This window comes from Leeuwenhoekiella sp. NPDC079379 (genome assembly GCF_044542075.1).
Taxonomy (GTDB): Bacteria; Bacteroidota; Bacteroidia; order Flavobacteriales; family Flavobacteriaceae; genus Leeuwenhoekiella.
Genome location: NZ_JBITTU010000003.1, coordinates 246637 through 267056, shown reverse-complemented (window position 1 = coordinate 267056; position 20420 = coordinate 246637). Strand labels below are relative to the sequence as shown.

The window sequence follows — 20420 nt, the reverse complement described above, 5'->3', positions numbered from 1 at the left end:
ACAATTAGAATTAGATGATTAACATCGCATCCCCGTACGTGTAGAATTTATATTTCTCTTTTACTGCTTCTTCGTAAGCCTCTTTCATAAAATCATGACCTGCAAATGCTGAAACCATCATCATTAGCGTAGATCTTGGGGTATGGAAATTAGTTACCATACAATTTGCAATACTAAAGTCATAAGGAGGAAAAATAAATTTATTTGTCCAGCCCCCAAACTCGTTTAACGTATGATTAGAACTTACTGCACTTTCAAGGGTACGCATTACCGTAGTACCTACAGCACAAATTCTTCTCTTTTCGCTTATTGCTTTATTTATTACCTCTACAGCTTCGGGCTTAATGTAAGCCTCTTCGCTATCCATCTTGTGCTTAGATAAATCTTCTACCTCAACGGCGCTAAAAGTACCTAAACCTACGTGAAGTGTAACTTCAGCAAAATTAAGACCTTTAATCTCAAGACGCTTTAATAAATGCTTGCTGAAGTGCAATCCTGCTGTAGGAGCAGCAACAGCACCTTCTTCTTTAGCAAAAATAGTTTGATAACGCTCTGCATCTTCAGGCTCTACCTCACGTTTGATGTATTTAGGAAGTGGTGTCTCTCCTAATTCTGTAAGTTTATTTCTAAATTCCTGGTATGAACCATCGTATAAGAAACGTAAAGTTCTACCTCTAGAAGTCGTATTGTCAATTACTTCAGCAACCAGACTCTCATCATCGCCAAAATAAAGCTTATTACCAATACGTATTTTACGTGCAGGATCTACAAGCACATCCCATAATCGCGTTTCTGAATTAAGTTCTCTCAATAAAAACACTTCAATACGAGCGCCTGTTTTTTCTTTATTTCCATAAAGACGTGCAGGAAAAACCTTTGTATTGTTAAGAACCATGATATCATTAGGCTCAAAATAATCTATAATATCTTTAAAGAGCTTATGCTCTATAGTTTTAGTTTTACGATTAAGAACCATTAAGCGTGCTTCATCCCTATTTTCGGCAGGATATTCAGCTAATAGCTCGTCTGGCAAATCAAAATTAAAATGCGAAAGTTTCATTCCCATGGGATGTCTTTTTTAGGTATTTAAAATAGCGTGCAAATATACAACCTCAAGGTAGGGGTTGTCAAGTAAAACACGGTTTAATTTAGTACAAGCCTAAACTTGCTCTGTTTTGAAGCCCAGCCCCCTAAAATCAGCCCAAAAATCAGGATATGATTTGTTTACAACCTCTGCATCTTCAAAAATAATTGGTACTTTAAGTGCTAAAGGTGCAAAAGCCATCGCCATTCTATGGTCTTGGTAGGTTTTTATAGTAACATTTTCTACACAGGTTCCACCAGCTTTTAAATGAAGAGATTTATCAGTCACTTCAATAGTCGCACCTAGTTTAGTAAGTTCAGCTTTTAAGGCCTCAAGACGATCTGTCTCTTTAATTTTTAAAGTGTGAAGTCCCGTTAAATCGCAAGATATTCCCAGACCAAAACATGTAACGGCTATTGTCTGAGCTATGTCGGGGCTGTTTGCAAGATCAAAAGATATGTGCTTTAAGTGAGCATCTTTTTCTTTTTCAAGAATAATCGAATTTTCTAAAAAAGTAGTTTTTACACCAAGTTTAGTATAAAGCTCTGCTAGAACAGCATCACCCTGTAGGCTTTCCTTTTTATAACTTGATAGCGTAAGTCTCGCCGTTTCTGAAAGTGCAACCAGACTGTAATAATAAGAAACGCTACTCCAGTCAGACTCTACCGTCATTTGTGCAACAGTCACATTATGAGCCGGTGCTACACGTATAAGTTGACCTTCAAAACTGCTGTCTATCTCAAGTTGGGTTAATAAAGAGCGTGTCATTTCTATATAGGGTACCGAAGTAATATTCCCCAGTAATTTAATTTCGATACCATTTTCAAATGAAGCACCTACCATCATAAGCGCAGATATATACTGGCTACTTACGTTAGCGGCTAATGACACTTTATTTTTAGTAAGTCTTTTGCCTTTAATTAATAAAGGCGCAAAACCCTCTGCATCTACATATGTAATATCTGCACCTAAACTTCTAAGTGCATCAACCAGAAGCCCTATTGGACGCTCCTTCATACGTGGGCTACCGGTAAGTAAGGTTTCTCTACCTTCATAAGCTGCGAAGTAGGCGGTAAGAAATCGCATAGCCGTACCCGCATGGTGTATATCTACAGTTTTTTCTGTGGAAGCTAAAGCTTTTTGCATCACTTCACTATCATCGCTATTTGAAAGATTATTTATCTCAAAATTGCCAAAAAGCGCCTGAAGCAGCAACAATCTGTTGCTTTCACTTTTTGATCCTGTTATACGTACATCTCCAGATAAATGCGGACTTTTTTGTTCTAATTTAAGTATCAAAATTGTAGTGTATTAAGAAAGTGCGATTACTTCAGTTTATCATTATTATGGTGACGATCGTGATCTCGCTTCGTCTTTAAATCAAGCTTTTTATCAAAAGCGTCCTGTAGATTTATTCCGGTTTGATTTGCTAAACAAAGCACTACAAATAGTACATCTGCCAATTCTTCTCCCAGATCTTTATCTTTGTCGCTCTCTTTCTCGCTTTGTTCACCATAACGGCGTGCGATTATACGCGCAACTTCACCTACTTCTTCGGTAAGTTGAGCCATATTAGTAAGTTCATTAAAATAGCGAACTCCGTGTGTTTTTATCCACTCGTCAACAGCTATCTGAGCATTATCGATTTTCATGATTGGGTTGTTCTTACTTACGACGCTAAAATAAGGTAAAGTAAAAAACTAATCACTTAAAGAATCAAAAAAGCCTAACAAAGCATTTACAACAGGTCAGATTTTTTGAAGAATCACACGTTCATTTTCTTTATCTACTTTCAATTTGAAAAATTCTTTTAAAGAAAAATAAAATGCACTATCTATAATATGCTGTTTTACATTAAAGCGTGCCATAATTTGCAACGTTCCGGATGTATGTACAATAGTATATAAAAAATCTCCCATGTCATTGGGCAAACTTATACGCATTGCCTTAGGCAAACTATTTACCTCATAACCTTCAGGTATTTTAATATTAATACGAATATCGCGTAGAAAAGGATACTCAAAATCTATAGGAAACTGGCGTTCATCAGATTTGAAAGGTGATTCAGTTTCAGTGAAAAATAATAAGGGGCTTATGACAATTTTATCCCCTATAATATCTACTGCAACTTCTCTCTTAAAGTTAAAAGTCTCTACCACGGGCTCTGGTAATTCTTTAAGATTCTTTAATTTGTAATTGCTAATTGCATCTAATCCCAGTTTTTCCTGTTCCTTTTCTGCATAGTTATTTTTGTCGGCATTGCTGTATTTTGCTCTAAAATCTAAAGCATCAAGACCTGTATAACGCTTAATGACCTCTCCACTTAATGAGCCTTCTTTAGATAGCGTAGCATTTAAAAAGATATGTGTAGATGGTTTTAAATCTTCAAAAAGATCTATTTCCTGAGAAATACCGTCTTTATTGATCATTCTGCCATACCAGTTGTATACACGCGTGGGAAGAATATTAGGCGCGCTGAATTTATCTGTAGCATCAAGAAGTATCGTATTACCACCATCCCGCACACCTGCCAAGACATAATTAAACCCTTCTAAGGTGGGAAAGTTAGGAATCCCGTACTGCTTTGTACTTACTAAAACAGGGTTTGCATTCACTCCTACCTCCCGAAGAAGAGCTACAAGCATAAGATTAATTTCAGCAACATTACCAGAACCTAAAATGAAGGCCTTTTTTAAACCCTGATCTGTATATTTCCCGTAATCCCCATTCCACGTCATTTTACCTTTGATGGTTTCTAAAGATGCTGTGATTTTATCTTCGGTACTTGTATTAGAGATAGTAATTGTTTTTCCTAAATCCCTAAGGTAAATAGTACGCTCTAATTGGCCTCCAAAATTAACCGACTTAAAAATTGATTTTGCAACCTCTTCCCAGTTTGTGGCATACTCTCTTTTATTTCCTTTATCAAATTCTGTTGAAACCAACTCATAGACTACAGACATTCTGTAATTTTCAGGATTGTTCATAAACACCTCTTTCTTTAAAGCTGGGATATTTTGTTTTGAAAATTCAGCAGTGATTTCACTAAATGTAATATTCATATTTCTTGTAGTAGAAAGACGCGAACCATAAGCTCCTTCAGGATTATAACTAATTCCCAAAGTTCTTTTCTTTACAGATTCTTGAGGTTCAATAGTAAAATATCCTTTTTTAATTCTTCTAAATGTAAACATACCCGGTGTACGCACTTTGGCATAATAATTTAAAACCGGTATATTCTCCTGAAGTATTAAATCGTCAATTTTATAAAAAGGAGATATTGTCTTATAACTCCATTCTACAATACTGCCTACACGTGCATCTGGAAGCGTAAAACTGCTCTCATTAAAATTTTCGCTTACCTCTTGTTGAAAAATTGCCTCTTTTGTAAGCTTGTGTTTTTTAATCTGCCCATTATCTAAATTATACGTAAGACCGCTCACATCTTCAACTTCCTCTTCTCTTTTTTCTTTTTTATATAATTTGATTCGTTTTGTAGCATAATCAAGCCCGCTCGTATTTAATATTTTAATACGCTCTGTAATTTCATTTATAAAAACCCAATTTTTAAGAGTAGAGTCGTAATCAAGATAAGTCTCCCTTATTTTATCAATATAAACTGCGGGTACTGTAGAATCATTCTCATAGATTCTAGAACTTAGATCTTCTTCAGAAATTTTATCAAGCTTGTACTCTTGTGCACTAAGTGTATTGAAAGAGATAATAGCTATTAGGCATAACCTTAATTTGTAAAAACTCACATCTTATGCTTTAGATAAAACTATCTTATCATTTTGCTTGGAGACGACAAGCTCGTAGAATTTCTTCAAATCCTGGTAATATTGCGGGGTAATTATAGATGAATTTAATGCCATTTCACAAGAAACCTGCACATACCCATTAGTATTGGATATTAAATATTTAAATACCCCTAAATCTTCAGCAAGATTTACAATCGTATTTTGAGGAAGGCTTTCTACCACATAGCCTTGAGGAACTTTAATGTTTATGATAAATCTATCTTTCCACGGATACATAAAGTCTACAGGATGTTTGCGCTCTTCAGATTTGAAGGGATTTTCTTGTGTTGCTAAATGTAGAAATGGCGATATGTAGAGTTTACCTCCTATTTCTTCTATACCATCTAGAATTTCAAAACTATAATTCAATTCTACAGGCTCGTAAACTTTTTCTATATTTTTAACTTCTAATTCATTAATTTCAATCCCCGAATACCGTTCTTCAAGAGTTTCCAAACTTTCCTGCTCACTTTTTCCACTATAATTTCTTCTGTAAGACAAACCGTAATTACCCGTATATTGGCTACGCGCCTTACAAGAAATTGCTAAATCTTCTGATATTTCTAAATTAAGCATGGTATTTTCTAACGCATGTTTTATAGGGTTTAAACTCACCCATTCTGATGAACCATCTTCACGTATTAATCTACCATTCCAGTTTAAAAGCTTTTCCTCAAGCAAATTTGCAGCTCCCATTTTATGAGTAGCGTCCATCAGAATTACGTTCTCATCAAGTTTAACTCCCGCAATTACATCGTTAAAACCATTACGCGTAGGAAAAAGAGGAATACCATTATCGCGTGTACTTAATATAATAGGGTTTGCATCAAGTCCCGCATAACGCAACATACTTACTAACAACAAGTTTATATCTGCAGTATTACCTACTCCTGTTTTATAAGCATCTTTCACACCCTCATCTGCATAAATACCTATGTATTTATTCCAATTCATTTTTTGTTTAACAAACTCATAGATTCGCGTTGCTTTTTCTTCAGAAGTTGTTGAGCCCGATATAACCGCATCTACATCATCAGCATAAAACCGGTCGTTTTTTAACTGACCTCCAAAATTTTCAGAATCATAAATCGTTTTTGATACAGCCTCCCATGTACTGGTAATCGTCTCAAAAGGTTCGTTGGGGTATTTAGTATAGGCCAGCTCAAAGGTTATTGCAGACCTATAGTTATCAATATTAGAAGAAAACACCTCATCTTTCATTGCGGGTACATTTTCAACATTAATCGAATAACTATTAGCTTGATAATCTATAGTTTGATTCTGCGTGGTATTTCTCTTTTGTAATTGACTGCCACTTAAGGTTGCAAAGCCTGCATTGCGATCAACACGTACTACATAATTTAATTTTGCAGCTTTACTCGACTCCTCTACTTTAAAAGGTTGTAATCCTTTACGATGCATCTGATACACCAACCACTCTGGGCTGTAAAAGCGAATATCTGCCTTGTTTAAAGGGATATCTTCCTGAAGACGTATTTCATCAATATTTGATAGAAACGGGGATACAAGCTTATACTTAAATTCTATAATACAACCCGCCTGAAGATTAGGCATTGTAAACTTTTCTACGTTGTAAAACTTATTACGTACTTCTTTAAAAATACCGTCATTCTGTAATTTAGTTTCAACTACTTTTCCATTTTCTAGCGTATAGGTTACCGCTTTAAGACTATTAATGTCTTCTTCATTATCACCTCCTCCCTGATATATTGGGATTACATGAGTACCCCATTCAAAACCTTCTGCGTTGTAAATTTTGATACGCTCATATATTTCTGTTGTGAGTGTAAAACCGTTATTCTGACTGTAATCAATGTGAGAATATTGCTCTCTAAATAAAATAGCTGCATCAGCATCAGAATCAAGCGCGTGAGATTCTTCTTTGAGTTCTTCTATAGAAACTTTTCCAAACCTAAAGTCCTGACCAAAGTTTACTGTCGTAATTAGTAAAAACAGGAATAATGTAATTTTATGCATATTTTATTTTGTTTCAATTAGTAATTTTTGACCATCTAAACGCACACAGTTTTTATAAAAATCACGATACGCATTATAAACACCTACCGAATATTCTCCTTCGTTTAATTTTAAAATGCGCGTATAGTATAGCATACCCTCTTTGATTTTGTAGGTTGCCTTGTAGGAGGCAAATTCTTCAGTAATTTCGATATCTTCAGGAAGACTATTTACTGTGAAATTTTGAGGAAGCGCAATTTCAACTTCCTGTTTTTGCACCGTGCCTCTTAGAATTATAAAATTCGATTTTCGATCTACATAACGTGGCGGTATTGCATCTCTTGTAAGCGCAAAGGGATTTACTTCAATTAAAAAATTCTCGTTTATTTTTGAAGCATATCCAGATGCTTCAATGTTCATGTCTTCTTTATAGTTAATTGCCAGCTTATCATTTTGCAAACTAATATCTGATACCGACAGATTCTTTATACCGTCAAAAGTGTTGTAGTAGTAATCTTTGAGATCTTTATCATTCTTAGTGTCTAACTGCATTCGGGCCGAATAATAAATTCCCTCAGAAGTTCTGGAAATAGAACCCGATAAATCACCTGCGGCGTCTAAAATAAATTTTGCTGAGACTTTATTGAGATTATCTTCCTGCTCGTATTTTGTAGTTCGTGCCAGCTTACCACCTTCTTCGGTTACTAATAAAACGTCTCTGTCATCTGTAAACAAACCCATATAACCAAATGGAGTCTCCTGACTGGTACATTCTAAAAATTTAATAGAATCTCCAAGCTGTACACCCAAAATTGCGTGATTACCCTGCATAGCAACAACATCTGTCTCTAATGACTCTTTACCGGTATCACCGTATAAAATGGTATAAAAGGATTTTATACCCGCCGCTTTAAGCAAACTTTGTGTATAGCTACTTAAAGCCTTACAGTCGCCATAACTTAATCGCTGTACATCTGAAGCATTCATAGGTTTCCAACCACCTATTTCAACCTGCACACTAATGTACCTTACCTTATCCTGTACAAATTGATAAATAGCTCTTGCCTTAGCCTCCTCATCTGGTAAATCTTTAACAAGTTCCTGCACTTGCGCTATAGTCGCTGCATCGAGATCTTGTGTATCTATAACCAATTCATCATACATCCATTTCCCAAAATCTTTCCAATTGCCGGCAATACCGGGTACCCCTTCTAAATAAAACGTATCAAAAAAGCACTTTACACGTGGCATTCTTTTATCGAGAGCAGGAGAATTATATTCTTGTGATATCGGGGCAATATTACGTGCCGTCCAAACGGTTTTACCTGCTGTTTCTTCTACCGTAACATCATACTCCTCTAGTTGTGTAGATTTTGATCTTAAGATATTTTCAGGGTTATGTATTACGGTAAATTGTGAATATTGAGTTCCACTTTCATACCGGGAGACGGGCATCCATTCTCTGAGAAAAGCAGTGGTTTTAGATTCGGTTTCTGAAACAAAACTTACCGTATAGGGATATGAAGTTGCCGTATAATCTAAATACATGATGCGACTATCTGCATACAACGTTCCGCCGCTTACTGCACTCACATCTTTAAAATCGCGCTTTTTTATTTTTTGCTTTTCATTACCCAGTAAGTCATAGATAACTGCTTCAATTTTAGAAACTTTAGAATTGTTATTGTAACTAGCATAGGCTTTCACATCAGATAAACCAGCCTTATTATAAACGGTAACAACTCTATAAACTGAAGTTTTTAAAGTGCCTTCTTCTGAAAGATCTAAAGTGATTTCTTCGTGTATAATTACACTGTCTGCTCCCTGAGAAAGGGCAGAGTCGACATTTAATGCTGAGAAGTTTACTTCTTGACTAAATGTAAGTAGGGGGCAAACAATTAGGAGGAATAATAACTTTTTGATAATATGTATATTGTTTAGCAATATACTAAAATCTTAATATTTTCCTAAACTATTCTCTGTTTTTAGAATCAATTGTAATAGTTACTGGCCCATCGTTGATGATGGAAACTTTCATATCGGCGCCAAATTCACCTGTTTTAACCCGTTTACCAAGCTTCTGAGAAAGGGCTCCTACAAAATTCTCATAGAGCGGTATTGCAATTTCGGGCTTCGCGGCATTTAAAAATGAAGGACGATTTCCCTTTTTTGTTGATGCAAATAAAGTAAACTGACTTATTAAAAGTATCTCACCATTTTGATCAATAATACTTTCATTCATTAAACCTTCGGCATCACTAAAAACACGAAGCCCACATATTTTTGAAGTTAGCCAGTCAATATCAGACTCGTTATCATTAGGCTCAATACCCAGAAGTATCATAAATCCAGAAGCTATTTCTCCTTTGATAACATTATCTATTATTACTGAAGCTTCGCTTACCCGCTGAATTACTACACGCATACTTTAAATATTAGTAAATGAAACTTAGGGCTGAGGTTGATCATAAACATTACGACGGTAATTTTCCTCATCTCCTTCAATAATCTGTTTGTAGCTTTGATAACGCGACCAGCTTAATTGGTCATCTTCAAGCGCTTCTTTTATTGCGCATTTAGGTTCTTCAAGGTGTAAGCAATTATTAAATTTGCATTGATCTTTTAAAGCAAAAAACTCAGGGAAATAATTGCCTAACTCTTCTTTCTCAATATCAACAACGCCAAAACCTTTAATGCCAGGAGTATCTATAATACGAGCGTCAAATGTAAGATCATACATCTCTGCAAAAGTAGTTGTATGTTGACCTTGCATATGCTGACCGCTTATTTCTTTAGTTTTTAAATCTAATGAAGGCTCTAGTGCATTGACCAGCGTAGATTTACCCACACCACTATGCCCCGAGAACATACTGGTTTTACCCAGCATTAATTCTTTGACCTGATCTACATTTTTACCGGTTTTTGCAGAAACACCAATACAGGTATACCCTATTTCACGGTACATTTCGGCCAGATATTTAACCTCGCCAAATTCTTCGTCATTTAACGTATCTACTTTATTAAAAAGCAGAACAGCTTTAATATGATAAGCCTCACACGTAACTAAAAAACGATCTATAAATGCAGTAAATGTAGGTGGATTGTTAAGCGTAACTACTAAAAAACACAGATCTATATTTGCAGCAATAATATGCGTCTGCTTAGACAAATTTACAGATTTACGTATGATGTAATTTTCTCGTTTGTCTATATCTTTAATAACTCCCGTTACAGCATCACTGGTCTGCTCTAACTCAAACACAACCGTATCGCCTACCGCCACAGGATTTGTACTTTTTATACCCTGCATTCTAAAGCGCCCCTTAATACGACAATCGTAAGATGTGCCGTCTTCTGTTTTAACGCTGTACCAACTTCCGGTAGATTTGTAAACCGTTCCTTTCAAAAATTATTTTTAAATAATGAGTTTGTAAAACTACTTTATTTTAAAGAACTCAAATAGTTAAAGCGTAAAATACATTAGCGGTAAAGCGCTTTAGATTAAAAAAATAAAGGAGATTGAGTCAAAGTCATAAAACGCCTTTATAAAATAATTTTGAATAATACTAATTTGAAAAGTCATTAGTTTTGTGGTTATTGCGAACCAAACAATAACCTCAAATATGAAAAAAATTACACAATTCCTTTTTCTAGTTACTTTTTTAAGCGGATTTATCGCCCAGTCTCAAACGCATTTATATGAAAATCCAAAGTTTGACGAGCTAGCCAAAGACCATAAAAACATTGCTATTCTACCTTTTAAAACAAAAATAGAATTACGCCCCAAGCAGATGGAAAAGTTGGAGCCCGGTCAACTGGAAGAGATGCAATTAAGCGAAGCTGAAAGTCTTCAGGACGCTATGTACTCCTGGTTTCTTAAACGTAAAAAACGAGGAACCCTCGCAATAGATGTGCAACAACCATCACGTACAAAAGCTTTATTATTGAAGCAAAACATCAATGCAGAAAATATAGAAACCTATACTCCAGAAGAACTTGCTCAAATTCTGGAAGTTGACGCCATCATATCTGGCACTTACGACACTAACAAACCTATGTCTGAGGGGGCTTCTATTGCATTAGGCCTTTTAATAGGCTTCTGGGGAAGTACAAATTCTGCGATTGTAAATATGAATATTAACAATGCAGCAGATGGCGAGTTACTATGGAATTACAACAAGAAAGTTTCCGGAAGCTTTGGAAGCAATTCTGATGATCTCATAAATGTTTTAATGCGAAAAGCTTCAAGAAGACTTGCTTATACTAAGTAATCTTTAAAAAGATTAAATAAAAAAAAAGGCGCTCAATGAGCGCCTTTTTTTATCAATTAAGAATGAGAACTATGCCTCTTCCATTCTTGAGATTTTCTTCTGGTGGTTAATTGATTCTTGGTGAATCGCTTTAAACACACGTAGAATAAATTCTTCGCTTAAATTGTGTTTCTCACCTTCTAAAATCATTGCTCCTAAAATCTCATTCCAACGTTTAGACTGTAAAATCGCAACATTGTTTTGCGTTTTAAGCTCCCCTATAGAATCTGCAATTTTCATACGTTTACCCAGACTTTCAATAAGCTGATGATCTACTACATCTATTTGAGTACGTAGTGTATTTAATTTGTTATTAAACTCTGCTGCAGTACCTTCTTCTTTACGTATTTTCAAATCTTTCATAATTTGAACTAGTGTAGAAGGAGTAATTTGTTGAGCAGCATCACTCCAAGCATTATCAGGATCGTAATGCGTCTCTACCATAATACCATCGTAATTAAGGTCAAGACCTGTTTGACACAAATCAAATATAATATCACGACGTCCCGCAATATGAGACGGGTCTAAGATTAAAGGTAAGTCTGGAAATTTATCTTGTAAATCTACAGCAACTTGCCACTCAGGATTGTTACGGTAACGTGTTTTCTCATAGGTAGAAAACCCTCTGTGTATCACACCAAGATTTTTAACATCTTGTGTGTAAAAACGCTCAACAGCACCTAGCCACAATGCTAAATCTGGATTTACCGGGTTTTTAATAAGTACAATTTTATCTGTTCCTTTTAAAGCTTCAGCAATTTCCTGAATGTTGAATGGAGAAACAGTAGTACGTGCACCTATCCATAAGATATCTACATCATGCTTAAGAGCCAGTTCAACATGGTTTGGGTTTGCTACTTCAGTAGTTGTAAGCATACCGGTTTCTTCTTTTGCTTTCTGAAGCCACTTTAAACCTAAAGCTCCTACTCCTTCAAACATTCCCGGGCGCGTACGCGGTTTCCAGATTCCTGCTCTAAATACAGTTGCGTCTGTATCTTTTAATTCATGTGCAATTTTTAGCACTTGTTCTTCGGTCTCTGCACTACAAGGTCCTGCAATTACCAGAGGATGATCCAGATTGAATGCATCTAACCAGTTTCTAAGTTCTTTCTTGTTTTCCATATCCTACAAATTTACGGCATTTTGCCAATTACGATAATCCTTTAAGTATTGATTTTATATGATTTGTATTTTCCATTTCGTTATAAACCTCCTCATAGTTACCAGCTTCAAGGACATTTTTGAAATGTGTTAAATTGTTTATGTATTCGGCAAGACTTTCTAACACATTAGCCTTATTCTCTTTGAAAATGGGAGTCCAAGTCGCCGGGTTACTCTTTGCCAGCCTTACTGTAGACGCAAAACCACTACCTGCCATATCAAAGATATCTTTCTCGTTTTTCTCTTTTTCGATAACTGTTTTGCCCAGCATAAAACTGCTTATGTGCGATAAATGCGATACATAAGCAATATGCTTATCGTGTGAATGTGGGTTCATATACCGAATGCGCATTTCTAAAACTTCAAACAACTGCATTGCCTTAGCCAGTAATACATCGTCTGTCTCTTCTATCTCACAAAGAATCATTGTTTTTTCTTTAAACAAATTTTCTATTGCTGCAGAAGGTCCAGAAAACTCAGTACCTGCGATAGGATGTGCTGCTAAAAAATTAGCGCGTTTAGGATGGTTACGCACAGCATCACAAACACTTCCTTTAGTAGAGCCTACATCTATAACCAGCGCTTTGTCTGCTACTGCATCAAGAACAGGAGGTAAAAACAAATTAGCCTGATCTACCGGTATTGCAAGAATAACGAGGTCTGCCTGGCTAAGTGCTTCAAATCTCGAAGAATGATCAATAACGCCAAGACCTACCGCTTCTGCCAGGTGATTATCACTACTGTCTATACCATAAATTGTACTCTCTGGTAATACGCGTTTTAAATCGCGTGCAATAGAACCACCTATAAGCCCTATACCTAAAATAAATATGTTTTTAAATTCTTCCAAGCTTACTTGTTTTAATGCTATTCTTAACTTCTCTACTAATAAGCAAGCTTAAAACCTGCTAATTGCTTCTTTAATTTTATCTTCTGTTACGCACAGCGAAAAACGTATATAACCTGCTCCCTGTGAGCCAAATATGGTTCCGGGTGTTATGAAGATGCTTTTTTCTAAAAGAATGTCATCTATAAAAGACTCTGCATCTGCTGCTCCTTCAGGTAGTTTTGCCCAGATAAACATACCTGCTGCCTCTTTATCGTACGTACACCCCAGAACATCTGCAAGTTGCCACATAAGCTCTCGTCTTGATTTATAAACCGAATTAAGTTCATTAAACCAACCTTCACCTTCGGTTAAAACAGCAGCTGCACCTTTTTGAATTCCGTAGAACATACCGCTATCCATATTACTTTTTACGGTTAGCACTGCGTTTATATAATCTTCTGCACCCAGCAACATACCCACGCGCCAGCCAGACATATTAAATGACTTACTCAATGAGTTAAGCTCAAGTGCCACTTCTTTAGCACCTTCTATACTTAAAATACTCTCAGGATTATCATTTAAAATAAAGCTGTACGGGTTATCATTTATCAATAGAATATTTTGAGCTTTGGCAAAGGCAATTAACTTCTCAAAATCTGCTGTAGTTGCCTTAGCCCCTGTTGGCATATGGGGATAATTAACCCACATCAACTTAACCTTACTCAAATCTAACTTAGCAAGCTCTTCGTAATTAGGCATCCAATTATTTGCCGCATCAAGATTGTAATATACAGGCTCAGCCTCAAGCAAATTAGTTACCGAAGAATAAGTAGGATAACCGGGATTAGGTATTAAAACCTGATCACCCTGATTAAGAAACGCCATGCTTATGTGCATAATACCTTCTTTAGACCCCATTAAGGGTAAAATCTCTGTTTCAGAATCTAAGGTTACTGCATACTTACTCACATAAAAGTCGCTCATCGCTTTTGTAAGTTGAGGCAAACCCTTATAACTCTGATACTGGTGTGCCGGCGCATCTAACAAAGATTTTGTTAGGGCGTCAATAACGTGAGGCGGTGGTGGCAAATCTGGACTACCCACACCCATATTTATAATAGGCTTACCTGCTGCTGCAAGCGCTCTTACCTCTTTAAGCTTACGCGAAAAGTAATATTCTGATGTCTGCTGTAAACGTTTAGCCGATTCTATAATCATTATTTTCTATTTTTATATTCACCCAGTACCTTAAACTCTGCAGCCATTATTGCCAATAACTTTTTAGCTTTATCAAAATCTTTATATTCTTTAAAAGTCACATCAACAAAAAAGGAATACACCCAGGGGGTTTCAATAACCGGTAACGACTGTATTTTGGTAAGATTCAATTTGCAATCGCTCATCACATTAAGTACCGCTGCCAGACTGCCTCTTTTATGGTCTGTCAAAAATTTAAGCGAAGCTTTATCAGGTACATCAATATCTGTACGACCATTATTATTTAGAATAAAAAAACGTGTTGAATTGTCTTTAATGGTTTGCATGTTTTCTGCTAAAATCTCTAAACCATAAATTTTTGCTGCAGTGACACTGGCTATTGCTGCTACATTTGTCAATTGACCCTCGGCGATGCGTTTTGCCGCTCCTGCAGTGTCGTCATCTTCAACAAGACGTATGTTACTTCTGTCTTTAAAAAAATCTTTGCATTGTAATAGAGCCATCGGGTGCGACCACACTTCTTTAATATCTTCTAAAGTCTGGCCGGGGACCGCCATTAAATTTTGACTTATAGGCAAATAATGTTCTCCTTCAATATTTAACTGGTGACAATCTATAAGAGCGTAATTAGGTATAATGCTTCCGGCGATAGAGTTCTCTATTGCCATCACTGCATCTGTACTTTCGCCTTTTAAAAGACTATTAACCACATCTTGAAAATTGCGGCAAGCCACAACCTCAACATCCTCGCTAAAAAAATCCTGAGCTACCTTATGGTGAAAGGATCCTTCAATTCCCTGTATGGCTACCTTATGTTTCACAGATGCGTATTTAGTTTTTAAATTTCAGTTTAAAACAAAAAAAGTCCCGATTTTTTAAATCGGGACCTATATGATATATCAATACTATACGATTATAGCGGTCCCGTTTCTCTCAGAAAGAAAAAGAAATAATAACGGTTATAAAAGTAAGGTACGTTGAACATGTGTTGTTTCTGTTTTACGGTGCTAAAGTAATTAAATAATTAGGAATCTTTTAAAATGCGACTAACTTTTACAGATAATCAATTAAATAGCTCATTTTATTAGACTAAATCAAATTAGACCTTTAAAAAACATCCTTTTTTTAGTGATAAAGCTTTTGTTAAATCAAACTCTCCAAATTATTAAGTAAATCATTACGTATTTTAAGTATTTAGAAAGATAAGGCTGTTGCCTATTTGTTTAATTTTAGCCACCCAACCAAAAATAAAATGCGCAGCTTATGTCTATTGTGGTAAATGCCATCTCAAAAAATTATGGAACGCAAAAAGCGCTTGATGCGATCTCCTTTAGCATACAGAAAGGAGAGATTACCGGGTTTTTAGGACCTAATGGAGCCGGTAAGAGTACGATGATGAAAATACTTACCACCTATCTAAAGCCCACTTCAGGTGATGCATTAGTAAATGACTATTCTACGCAAACACAACAGCTTGAAGTTCAAAAAAGTATAGGTTACCTGGCGGAAAATAATCCGTTATATCCTGAAATGTATATTAAAGAATATTTAAAATTTCACGCAGATCTCAATAACGCCCCAAAAGAACGTATTGAAAAAGTCATAGCACTTACCGGCTTAACTCCAGAAATCACAAAAAAAATTAAACAGCTTAGTAAAGGATACAAACAACGTGTAGGGCTTGCTGCCGCATTAATTAATGATCCCGATGTTTTAATTCTAGACGAGCCTACAACGGGTTTAGATCCCAATCAATTAAAAGAAATACGATCGCTTATTAAAGCTATAGGTAAAACTAAAACCGTTTTACTATCTACGCATATTATGCAAGAGGTTGAAGCAATTTGTGATCGTGTAATTATAATCAATAAGGGTAAGATTGTAGCAGATAAAAAGCTTGACAATCTTAGAGATGATAAGGAGCAAGTTATAGAAGTAGAATTTGATTATCGTATAGAAGAAGTGGCTTTACTACAATTACCTAAAGTAAAATCTGTTAAAAACACAAAAGGATTTGTATATGAAATCACATTTGATACGGCAAAAGATATGCGACCTACATTATTTGATTTTGCCCACGACAACGGCTTAAAAACATTACAACTCTCAAAGAAAAATCGATCACTAGAACAGCTTTTTCAAGACCTCACCAGTTAATTACAAACCATGGTATTTTACGCTTTTGCCCTTTTTCTAATACTCATTGCCTTACTGCCCCTAACACAAGGAACACACTGGGTGATACGCGGTTGGGATTTCATACGTGTTCAAACCAGTTTTTTACAATTACTGGTCATTGTATTAATTGCTGTTTTTGCTTTTCCCGAAACTACTTGGGAGTATATTGTAGGAGCTTGTCTTATCGCAACGCTTCTATTTCAGATTTATAAAGTATTCCCATACTCCCACTATTATCCTATACGCGATAAAAAACCTGAAAACCCTGAAAGTCTTCAGCAAATAAGCCTACTTACATCTAATGTCTTACAAACCAATACAGACTATGACAAGCTTATACAACAAGTAAACCTTCACAAACCAGATTTATTGCTGGTAATGGAAACCGACAAAAACTGGGAAAACGGACTCAAAAGTCTTGAGACAAACTATCCTTATATTGTACCTGTACCGCTAGATAATTTCTATGGAATGCATCTCTACAGCAAGTATGAGTTAGGAGACACTCAAGTAAATTATCTGGTCGAAAAAGATATCCCTTCTATTTTTACAAAAGTTTATTACGACGCTAAGAGTTTTATTAATCTTATATGCGTTCACCCCGCTCCTCCCAGTCCTACTGAAAACGAAACTTCAGAAGAACGCGACGCTGAGCTACTAATTATAGGAAAGGCTGTACGTGAGTTAGAAAGCCCTGTGATTGTTTGTGGAGACCTTAATGACGTTGTCTGGTCACGTGTAAGTAGATTATTTGCTAAAATGACAGGCTTAATAGATCCCAGAATAGGTCGCGGTCTTTTTCCTACTTTTCATGCAGATTACTGGTATTTAAGATTCCCTATAGATCACTTATTTCATTCTGAAGATGTTGTGGTTGATAAAATGAAACGTTTAGAACACGTAGGCTCTGACCATTACCCAATGTTCTTTACCTTTTGGCTAGAAACCGGTGAAGTTATCGAGAAGCCTGAATTAGATGAAGAAACAAATGAGGAGATTGAAGAACGCATAAACGAAGGACTCGAAAGCGCAGAATAAGTAAAATAGAAAGCCCCCTTACGGGGGCTTGGTTGTCAGAAAATAATGTTCATCTCTGAACGAGTCCCTAAACCCGATCCTGACAATAATTCATAATAGTTAATTAAAATTCACTTGTACAAAAATATAATATTATTTATTATTTCTAATTATTAAAACTTAAAAAGTGTTTTCTAACATTAAAAAAAATAAACTACTTAAGTAGCTTATTTTAAATAATTTGCGATAAAAATAATGAAATTGAAATCGATTGCTTTTTTGAAATAATTCAAACAGTATTATAATTTGTAGTATTATTCTATCCCGCAAGATTCTCGTATAAGATAAATGACCTCATAATCATCGTTTAAAATTTCAGTCTGACCAGAAGCTATCAAACTTACAGATAAAGGATATTCTAAATTTATAGAAACTATTGTTTTGTAATTTGAAATTATATAATTGCTTAGTTCTTCTTCCGTTAAAAAAAGCATCGAAGCTTCATTTATGCGTAGTGAAACCGGATAACTTATAGTGAAACAAGCTCCAGAAATTTGCTTTAGTTGAGTATAATCAACTACCTCATAACCACAATTGTTTATCAATGCCTTAAAATCGGCCTCATCCGAGATTGTGGAAATTGAGCCATTATCACTCACTTTAACATCAAAAGGGAAAGCTATTCCATTTATATGTTTCTCAAGACTTTCGTTCAATATGATTTCAAGAAGATTATTAAAATCTGAAACTACAATAATTGAACCGTCTGAGTACGATAGCGAGATTGGATATACAAACTGAAAACACAATTCTTCTTCTTCAGCCATTTTTGACTCGTTACTACTTTTCTCATTTTCTGCTTTGAAACGTAATTCTTCTAATGTAGCACGCAGCGCAGCGCTTTGTTCTATTTTAAAATTGTCTTTAGGAGATGGAGTAAGCTCTTCGTTAGAGCAAGACAACAAAAATATTGAACATAAGATTACATAGATATTTTTCATTACTCTAGATTGCCTTAACTAATTATTATTTTGCAAATATATCATAATAACCCAAATAACAACTTTATGTCGGTAAATAAATATCTAATTATAAATAAATTGTAAGATTATTACTACATTTTTAATTTGATTTATCAAGAGTACTTAAGCCTAACTTCTCAATTACTTTACCTACAGACAAGCCCTGAACTAAAATTGAAAATATTACAATTATATAAGTAATGACTAGAAATAAGTCACGATGCATGTCTGCCGTTAAACTAAGTGCAAGAGCTATTGAAATCCCACCACGCAAACCACCCCAGGTCATTACTAAATTAGTTCTAGGCGCAAAATTAAGGTGCTTTTCAAAAAAAGTAATTGGCAGTAGTAATGATAAATATCTGCAAATAAGAACCACAGGTATTGCTATAAGACCCGCTACTATTGCACTAAAATCTAAAGTAAGCACAAGCATTTCCATACCTATGAGAACAAATAGAATTGTATTAAGTAAAATATCTATTAACTCCCAGAATTTATCTACATAGGTTTCTGTAAGCTTAGACATGGTATGTTTACGTGCCGTATCGTTACCTACTAGTAAACCGGCAGTAACCATTGCCAATGGTGCAGACATATGAAGTTGTTGGGCAAGCACCGTACCGCCCATTACCGCAGCTAATGTAATTATAACTTCAATATCATAATCGTCTATAGATTTTAAAAGCCTGTAGGTAACCCACCCTATAGCAAGTCCTAATCCAATACCTCCTAAAACTTCAAGCCCAAAAAGTTTAACAATTTCACCTGCGGAAACAGACTCCGTTGAACCCGCAATTTTAAATAAGGTTAGAAATACTACAACTCCAACACCATCATTAAAAAGGGATTCGCCAACAATTTTTGTTTCTAAATTTTTAGGTGCTCCTGCTTTTTTAAGTATACCCAAAACAGCGATAGGGTCTGTAGGTGAAATTAGGGCTCCAAAAAGCAAACAATAAACAAAATTAATCTCTAAACCTAATAATGCAGTTACTCCGTAAAGCGCAATCCCTACTAGAAAGGTTGATGTTAATACACCTATAGTTGAGAATACTAAAACCGGCCAGCGTTGTATTTTAAGTTGCTCAAAATTAGTATGTAATGCTCCTGCAAAGAGCAGAAAACTAAGCATCCCATCAAGCAACACGCTTTCAAAATCTATACTTTTGATTATAGCTTTTTCCGCATTCAGTAATGTGTCGTTTACCGTACCTAAGATAACAACAGCCACAGTAAACAGCAGTGTAATTAACATTAAGCCTATGGTATTAGGCAACTTTAAAAACCGAACATTGATGTAACCAAAAACAGCTGCAAGAACTACTAGAATAGTTACAATTAGAAAATAATCCATAGTTTATGTAGCGTATTTTATTCTATAATTTATTAGTATTTACTTCTATCCAATATCCGTCAGGGTCTGTAAAATAAATCTGTCGCACACCATCAGGGCGGGTGTTAGTTGCTTTTTGTTCTCCGGGCCAATTTTCGAAATGAACCTCTTTTTCAATTAAAAAAGCTATAAAACCATCAAGATCATTCACGTTAAGCGCCAGATGTACTCCTTTATGTGGTGTAAATAACTCTTCACTTTCAATAAGGTGTATTTGAACTTTATTTTTTAATTCAAACCATTTGAATTTAGGACCAAGACCTGCATTGTCAATTTCCTTTAGACCGAGTATATCTCTATAAAAAGCTACCGCCTTATCGAGATCTTTTACTAAAAGCGCATCGTGATCTTTATTAAAACTAAAATTTTGTGCTGAAGCTATATTCATTGTAAAAAGTACTAGTATTAGGTACCATGCAAATTTCATT

Annotated in this window: 18 protein-coding genes; 3 read left to right on the top strand and 15 right to left on the bottom strand. The window is 35.4% G+C overall.

The window, feature by feature from the left end; genetic code table 11:
- Positions 1 to 10 precede the first annotated feature (10 nt).
- The 8 genes from queA to rsgA all read right to left on the bottom strand — a co-directional run bounded on the left by queA (position 11) and on the right by rsgA (position 10267).
- On the bottom strand, positions 11 to 1060 hold the full coding sequence (queA, locus tag ACIGAM_RS07080) for a tRNA preQ1(34) S-adenosylmethionine ribosyltransferase-isomerase QueA (protein WP_396511021.1): 1050 nt from the start codon (positions 1058 to 1060) through the stop codon (positions 11 to 13).
- Positions 1061 to 1159: 99 nt separating this feature from the next.
- On the bottom strand, positions 1160 to 2383 hold the full coding sequence (locus ACIGAM_RS07075) for a 3-phosphoshikimate 1-carboxyvinyltransferase (RefSeq protein ID WP_396510768.1): 1224 nt from the start codon (positions 2381 to 2383) through the stop codon (positions 1160 to 1162).
- Positions 2384 to 2409: 26 nt separating this feature from the next.
- Positions 2410 to 2736, bottom strand: coding sequence for a nucleotide pyrophosphohydrolase (locus ACIGAM_RS07070; RefSeq protein ID WP_396510767.1), 327 nt, complete (start codon positions 2734 to 2736; stop codon positions 2410 to 2412).
- A 96-nt stretch (positions 2737 to 2832) separates the two neighbouring features.
- On the bottom strand, positions 2833 to 4845 hold the full coding sequence (locus ACIGAM_RS07065) for a transglutaminase (protein WP_396510766.1): 2013 nt from the start codon (positions 4843 to 4845) through the stop codon (positions 2833 to 2835).
- Positions 4846 to 4848: 3 nt separating this feature from the next.
- Positions 4849 to 6882: a transglutaminase domain-containing protein gene (locus ACIGAM_RS07060; RefSeq protein WP_396510765.1), complete on the bottom strand. Its 2034-nt coding sequence runs from the start codon at positions 6880 to 6882 to the stop codon at positions 4849 to 4851.
- 3 nt (positions 6883 to 6885) lie between these two features.
- Entirely contained in the window at positions 6886 to 8805 is a 1920-nt protein-coding gene (locus ACIGAM_RS07055) for a DUF3857 domain-containing protein (protein ID WP_396510764.1), read from the bottom strand.
- 28 nt (positions 8806 to 8833) lie between these two features.
- Positions 8834 to 9286, bottom strand: coding sequence for a D-aminoacyl-tRNA deacylase (gene dtd / locus ACIGAM_RS07050; protein WP_396510763.1), 453 nt, complete (start codon positions 9284 to 9286; stop codon positions 8834 to 8836).
- Between the two features lie 24 nt (positions 9287 to 9310).
- Positions 9311 to 10267, bottom strand: coding sequence for a ribosome small subunit-dependent GTPase A (gene rsgA, locus ACIGAM_RS07045; protein WP_396510762.1), 957 nt, complete (start codon positions 10265 to 10267; stop codon positions 9311 to 9313).
- Positions 10268 to 10484: 217 nt separating this feature from the next.
- Between rsgA and ACIGAM_RS07040 the strand changes: the two genes are divergently transcribed.
- Entirely contained in the window at positions 10485 to 11132 is a 648-nt protein-coding gene (locus tag ACIGAM_RS07040) for a hypothetical protein (RefSeq protein ID WP_396510761.1), read from the top strand.
- Between the two features lie 69 nt (positions 11133 to 11201).
- Here ACIGAM_RS07040 and ACIGAM_RS07035 read toward each other — a convergent pair whose 3' ends face one another.
- From ACIGAM_RS07035 to ACIGAM_RS07020, 4 genes are read right to left on the bottom strand one after another with little or no spacing between them, the layout of a single operon-like run.
- Complete coding sequence (locus tag ACIGAM_RS07035) at positions 11202 to 12293, bottom strand: chorismate mutase (RefSeq protein ID WP_396510760.1); 1092 nt, start codon at positions 12291 to 12293, stop codon at positions 11202 to 11204.
- A gap of 28 nt (positions 12294 to 12321) precedes the next feature.
- Positions 12322 to 13182, bottom strand: a complete 861-nt coding sequence (locus tag ACIGAM_RS07030) for a prephenate dehydrogenase (protein WP_396510759.1) — start codon at positions 13180 to 13182, stop codon at positions 12322 to 12324.
- Between the two features lie 48 nt (positions 13183 to 13230).
- The gene (locus tag ACIGAM_RS07025; protein WP_396510758.1) at positions 13231 to 14379 is read right to left on the bottom strand and encodes a pyridoxal phosphate-dependent aminotransferase; all 1149 of its coding nucleotides are present in this window, start codon (positions 14377 to 14379) and stop codon (positions 13231 to 13233) included.
- A complete protein-coding gene (locus ACIGAM_RS07020; RefSeq protein ID WP_396510757.1) occupies positions 14379 to 15200 on the bottom strand; it encodes a prephenate dehydratase in 822 nt (273 codons plus the stop codon). The genes ACIGAM_RS07025 and ACIGAM_RS07020 overlap by 1 nt, the downstream gene beginning before the upstream one ends.
- A gap of 442 nt (positions 15201 to 15642) precedes the next feature.
- Between ACIGAM_RS07020 and gldA the strand changes: the two genes are divergently transcribed.
- On the top strand, positions 15643 to 16536 hold the full coding sequence (gene gldA, locus ACIGAM_RS07015; protein WP_396510756.1) for a gliding motility-associated ABC transporter ATP-binding subunit GldA: 894 nt from the start codon (positions 15643 to 15645) through the stop codon (positions 16534 to 16536).
- 9 nt (positions 16537 to 16545) lie between these two features.
- A complete protein-coding gene (locus ACIGAM_RS07010; RefSeq protein WP_396510755.1) occupies positions 16546 to 17595 on the top strand; it encodes an endonuclease/exonuclease/phosphatase family protein in 1050 nt (349 codons plus the stop codon).
- Positions 17596 to 17888: 293 nt separating this feature from the next.
- Here ACIGAM_RS07010 and ACIGAM_RS07005 read toward each other — a convergent pair whose 3' ends face one another.
- From ACIGAM_RS07005 to ACIGAM_RS06995, 3 genes are all read right to left on the bottom strand, one after another.
- Entirely contained in the window at positions 17889 to 18575 is a 687-nt protein-coding gene (locus ACIGAM_RS07005) for a hypothetical protein (protein ID WP_396510754.1), read from the bottom strand.
- A 121-nt stretch (positions 18576 to 18696) separates the two neighbouring features.
- A complete protein-coding gene (locus ACIGAM_RS07000) occupies positions 18697 to 19953 on the bottom strand; it encodes a cation:proton antiporter (protein ID WP_396510753.1) in 1257 nt (418 codons plus the stop codon).
- Between the two features lie 22 nt (positions 19954 to 19975).
- Positions 19976 to 20419 carry a VOC family protein gene (locus ACIGAM_RS06995; RefSeq protein WP_396510752.1) on the bottom strand — a complete coding sequence of 148 codons (444 nt, stop codon included), beginning with the start codon at positions 20417 to 20419 and terminating at the stop codon, positions 19976 to 19978.
- Position 20420: the final 1 nt, after the last annotated feature.

What these genes read in the sequence shown, in the direction of transcription:
- ACIGAM_RS07070 (WP_396510767.1), bottom strand. Translation starts at nt 2,736, where the DNA reads ATGAAAATCGATAATGCTCAGATAGCTGTTGACGAGTGGATAAAAACA.
- ACIGAM_RS07040 (WP_396510761.1), top strand. Translation starts at nt 10,485, where the DNA reads ATGAAAAAAATTACACAATTCCTTTTTCTAGTTACTTTTTTAAGCGGA.
- ACIGAM_RS07005 (WP_396510754.1), bottom strand. Translation starts at nt 18,575, where the DNA reads ATGAAAAATATCTATGTAATCTTATGTTCAATATTTTTGTTGTCTTGC.
- dtd (WP_396510763.1), bottom strand. Translation starts at nt 9,286, where the DNA reads ATGCGTGTAGTAATTCAGCGGGTAAGCGAAGCTTCAGTAATAATAGAT.
- ACIGAM_RS07035 (WP_396510760.1), bottom strand. Translation starts at nt 12,293, where the DNA reads ATGGAAAACAAGAAAGAACTTAGAAACTGGTTAGATGCATTCAATCTG.
- gldA (WP_396510756.1), top strand. Translation starts at nt 15,643, where the DNA reads ATGTCTATTGTGGTAAATGCCATCTCAAAAAATTATGGAACGCAAAAA.
- ACIGAM_RS06995 (WP_396510752.1), bottom strand. Translation starts at nt 20,419, where the DNA reads ATGAAATTTGCATGGTACCTAATACTAGTACTTTTTACAATGAATATA.
- ACIGAM_RS07060 (WP_396510765.1), bottom strand. Translation starts at nt 6,882, where the DNA reads ATGCATAAAATTACATTATTCCTGTTTTTACTAATTACGACAGTAAAC.
- ACIGAM_RS07000 (WP_396510753.1), bottom strand. Translation starts at nt 19,953, where the DNA reads ATGGATTATTTTCTAATTGTAACTATTCTAGTAGTTCTTGCAGCTGTT.
- ACIGAM_RS07025 (WP_396510758.1), bottom strand. Translation starts at nt 14,379, where the DNA reads ATGATTATAGAATCGGCTAAACGTTTACAGCAGACATCAGAATATTAC.
- queA (WP_396511021.1), bottom strand. Translation starts at nt 1,060, where the DNA reads ATGAAACTTTCGCATTTTAATTTTGATTTGCCAGACGAGCTATTAGCT.
- ACIGAM_RS07010 (WP_396510755.1), top strand. Translation starts at nt 16,546, where the DNA reads ATGGTATTTTACGCTTTTGCCCTTTTTCTAATACTCATTGCCTTACTG.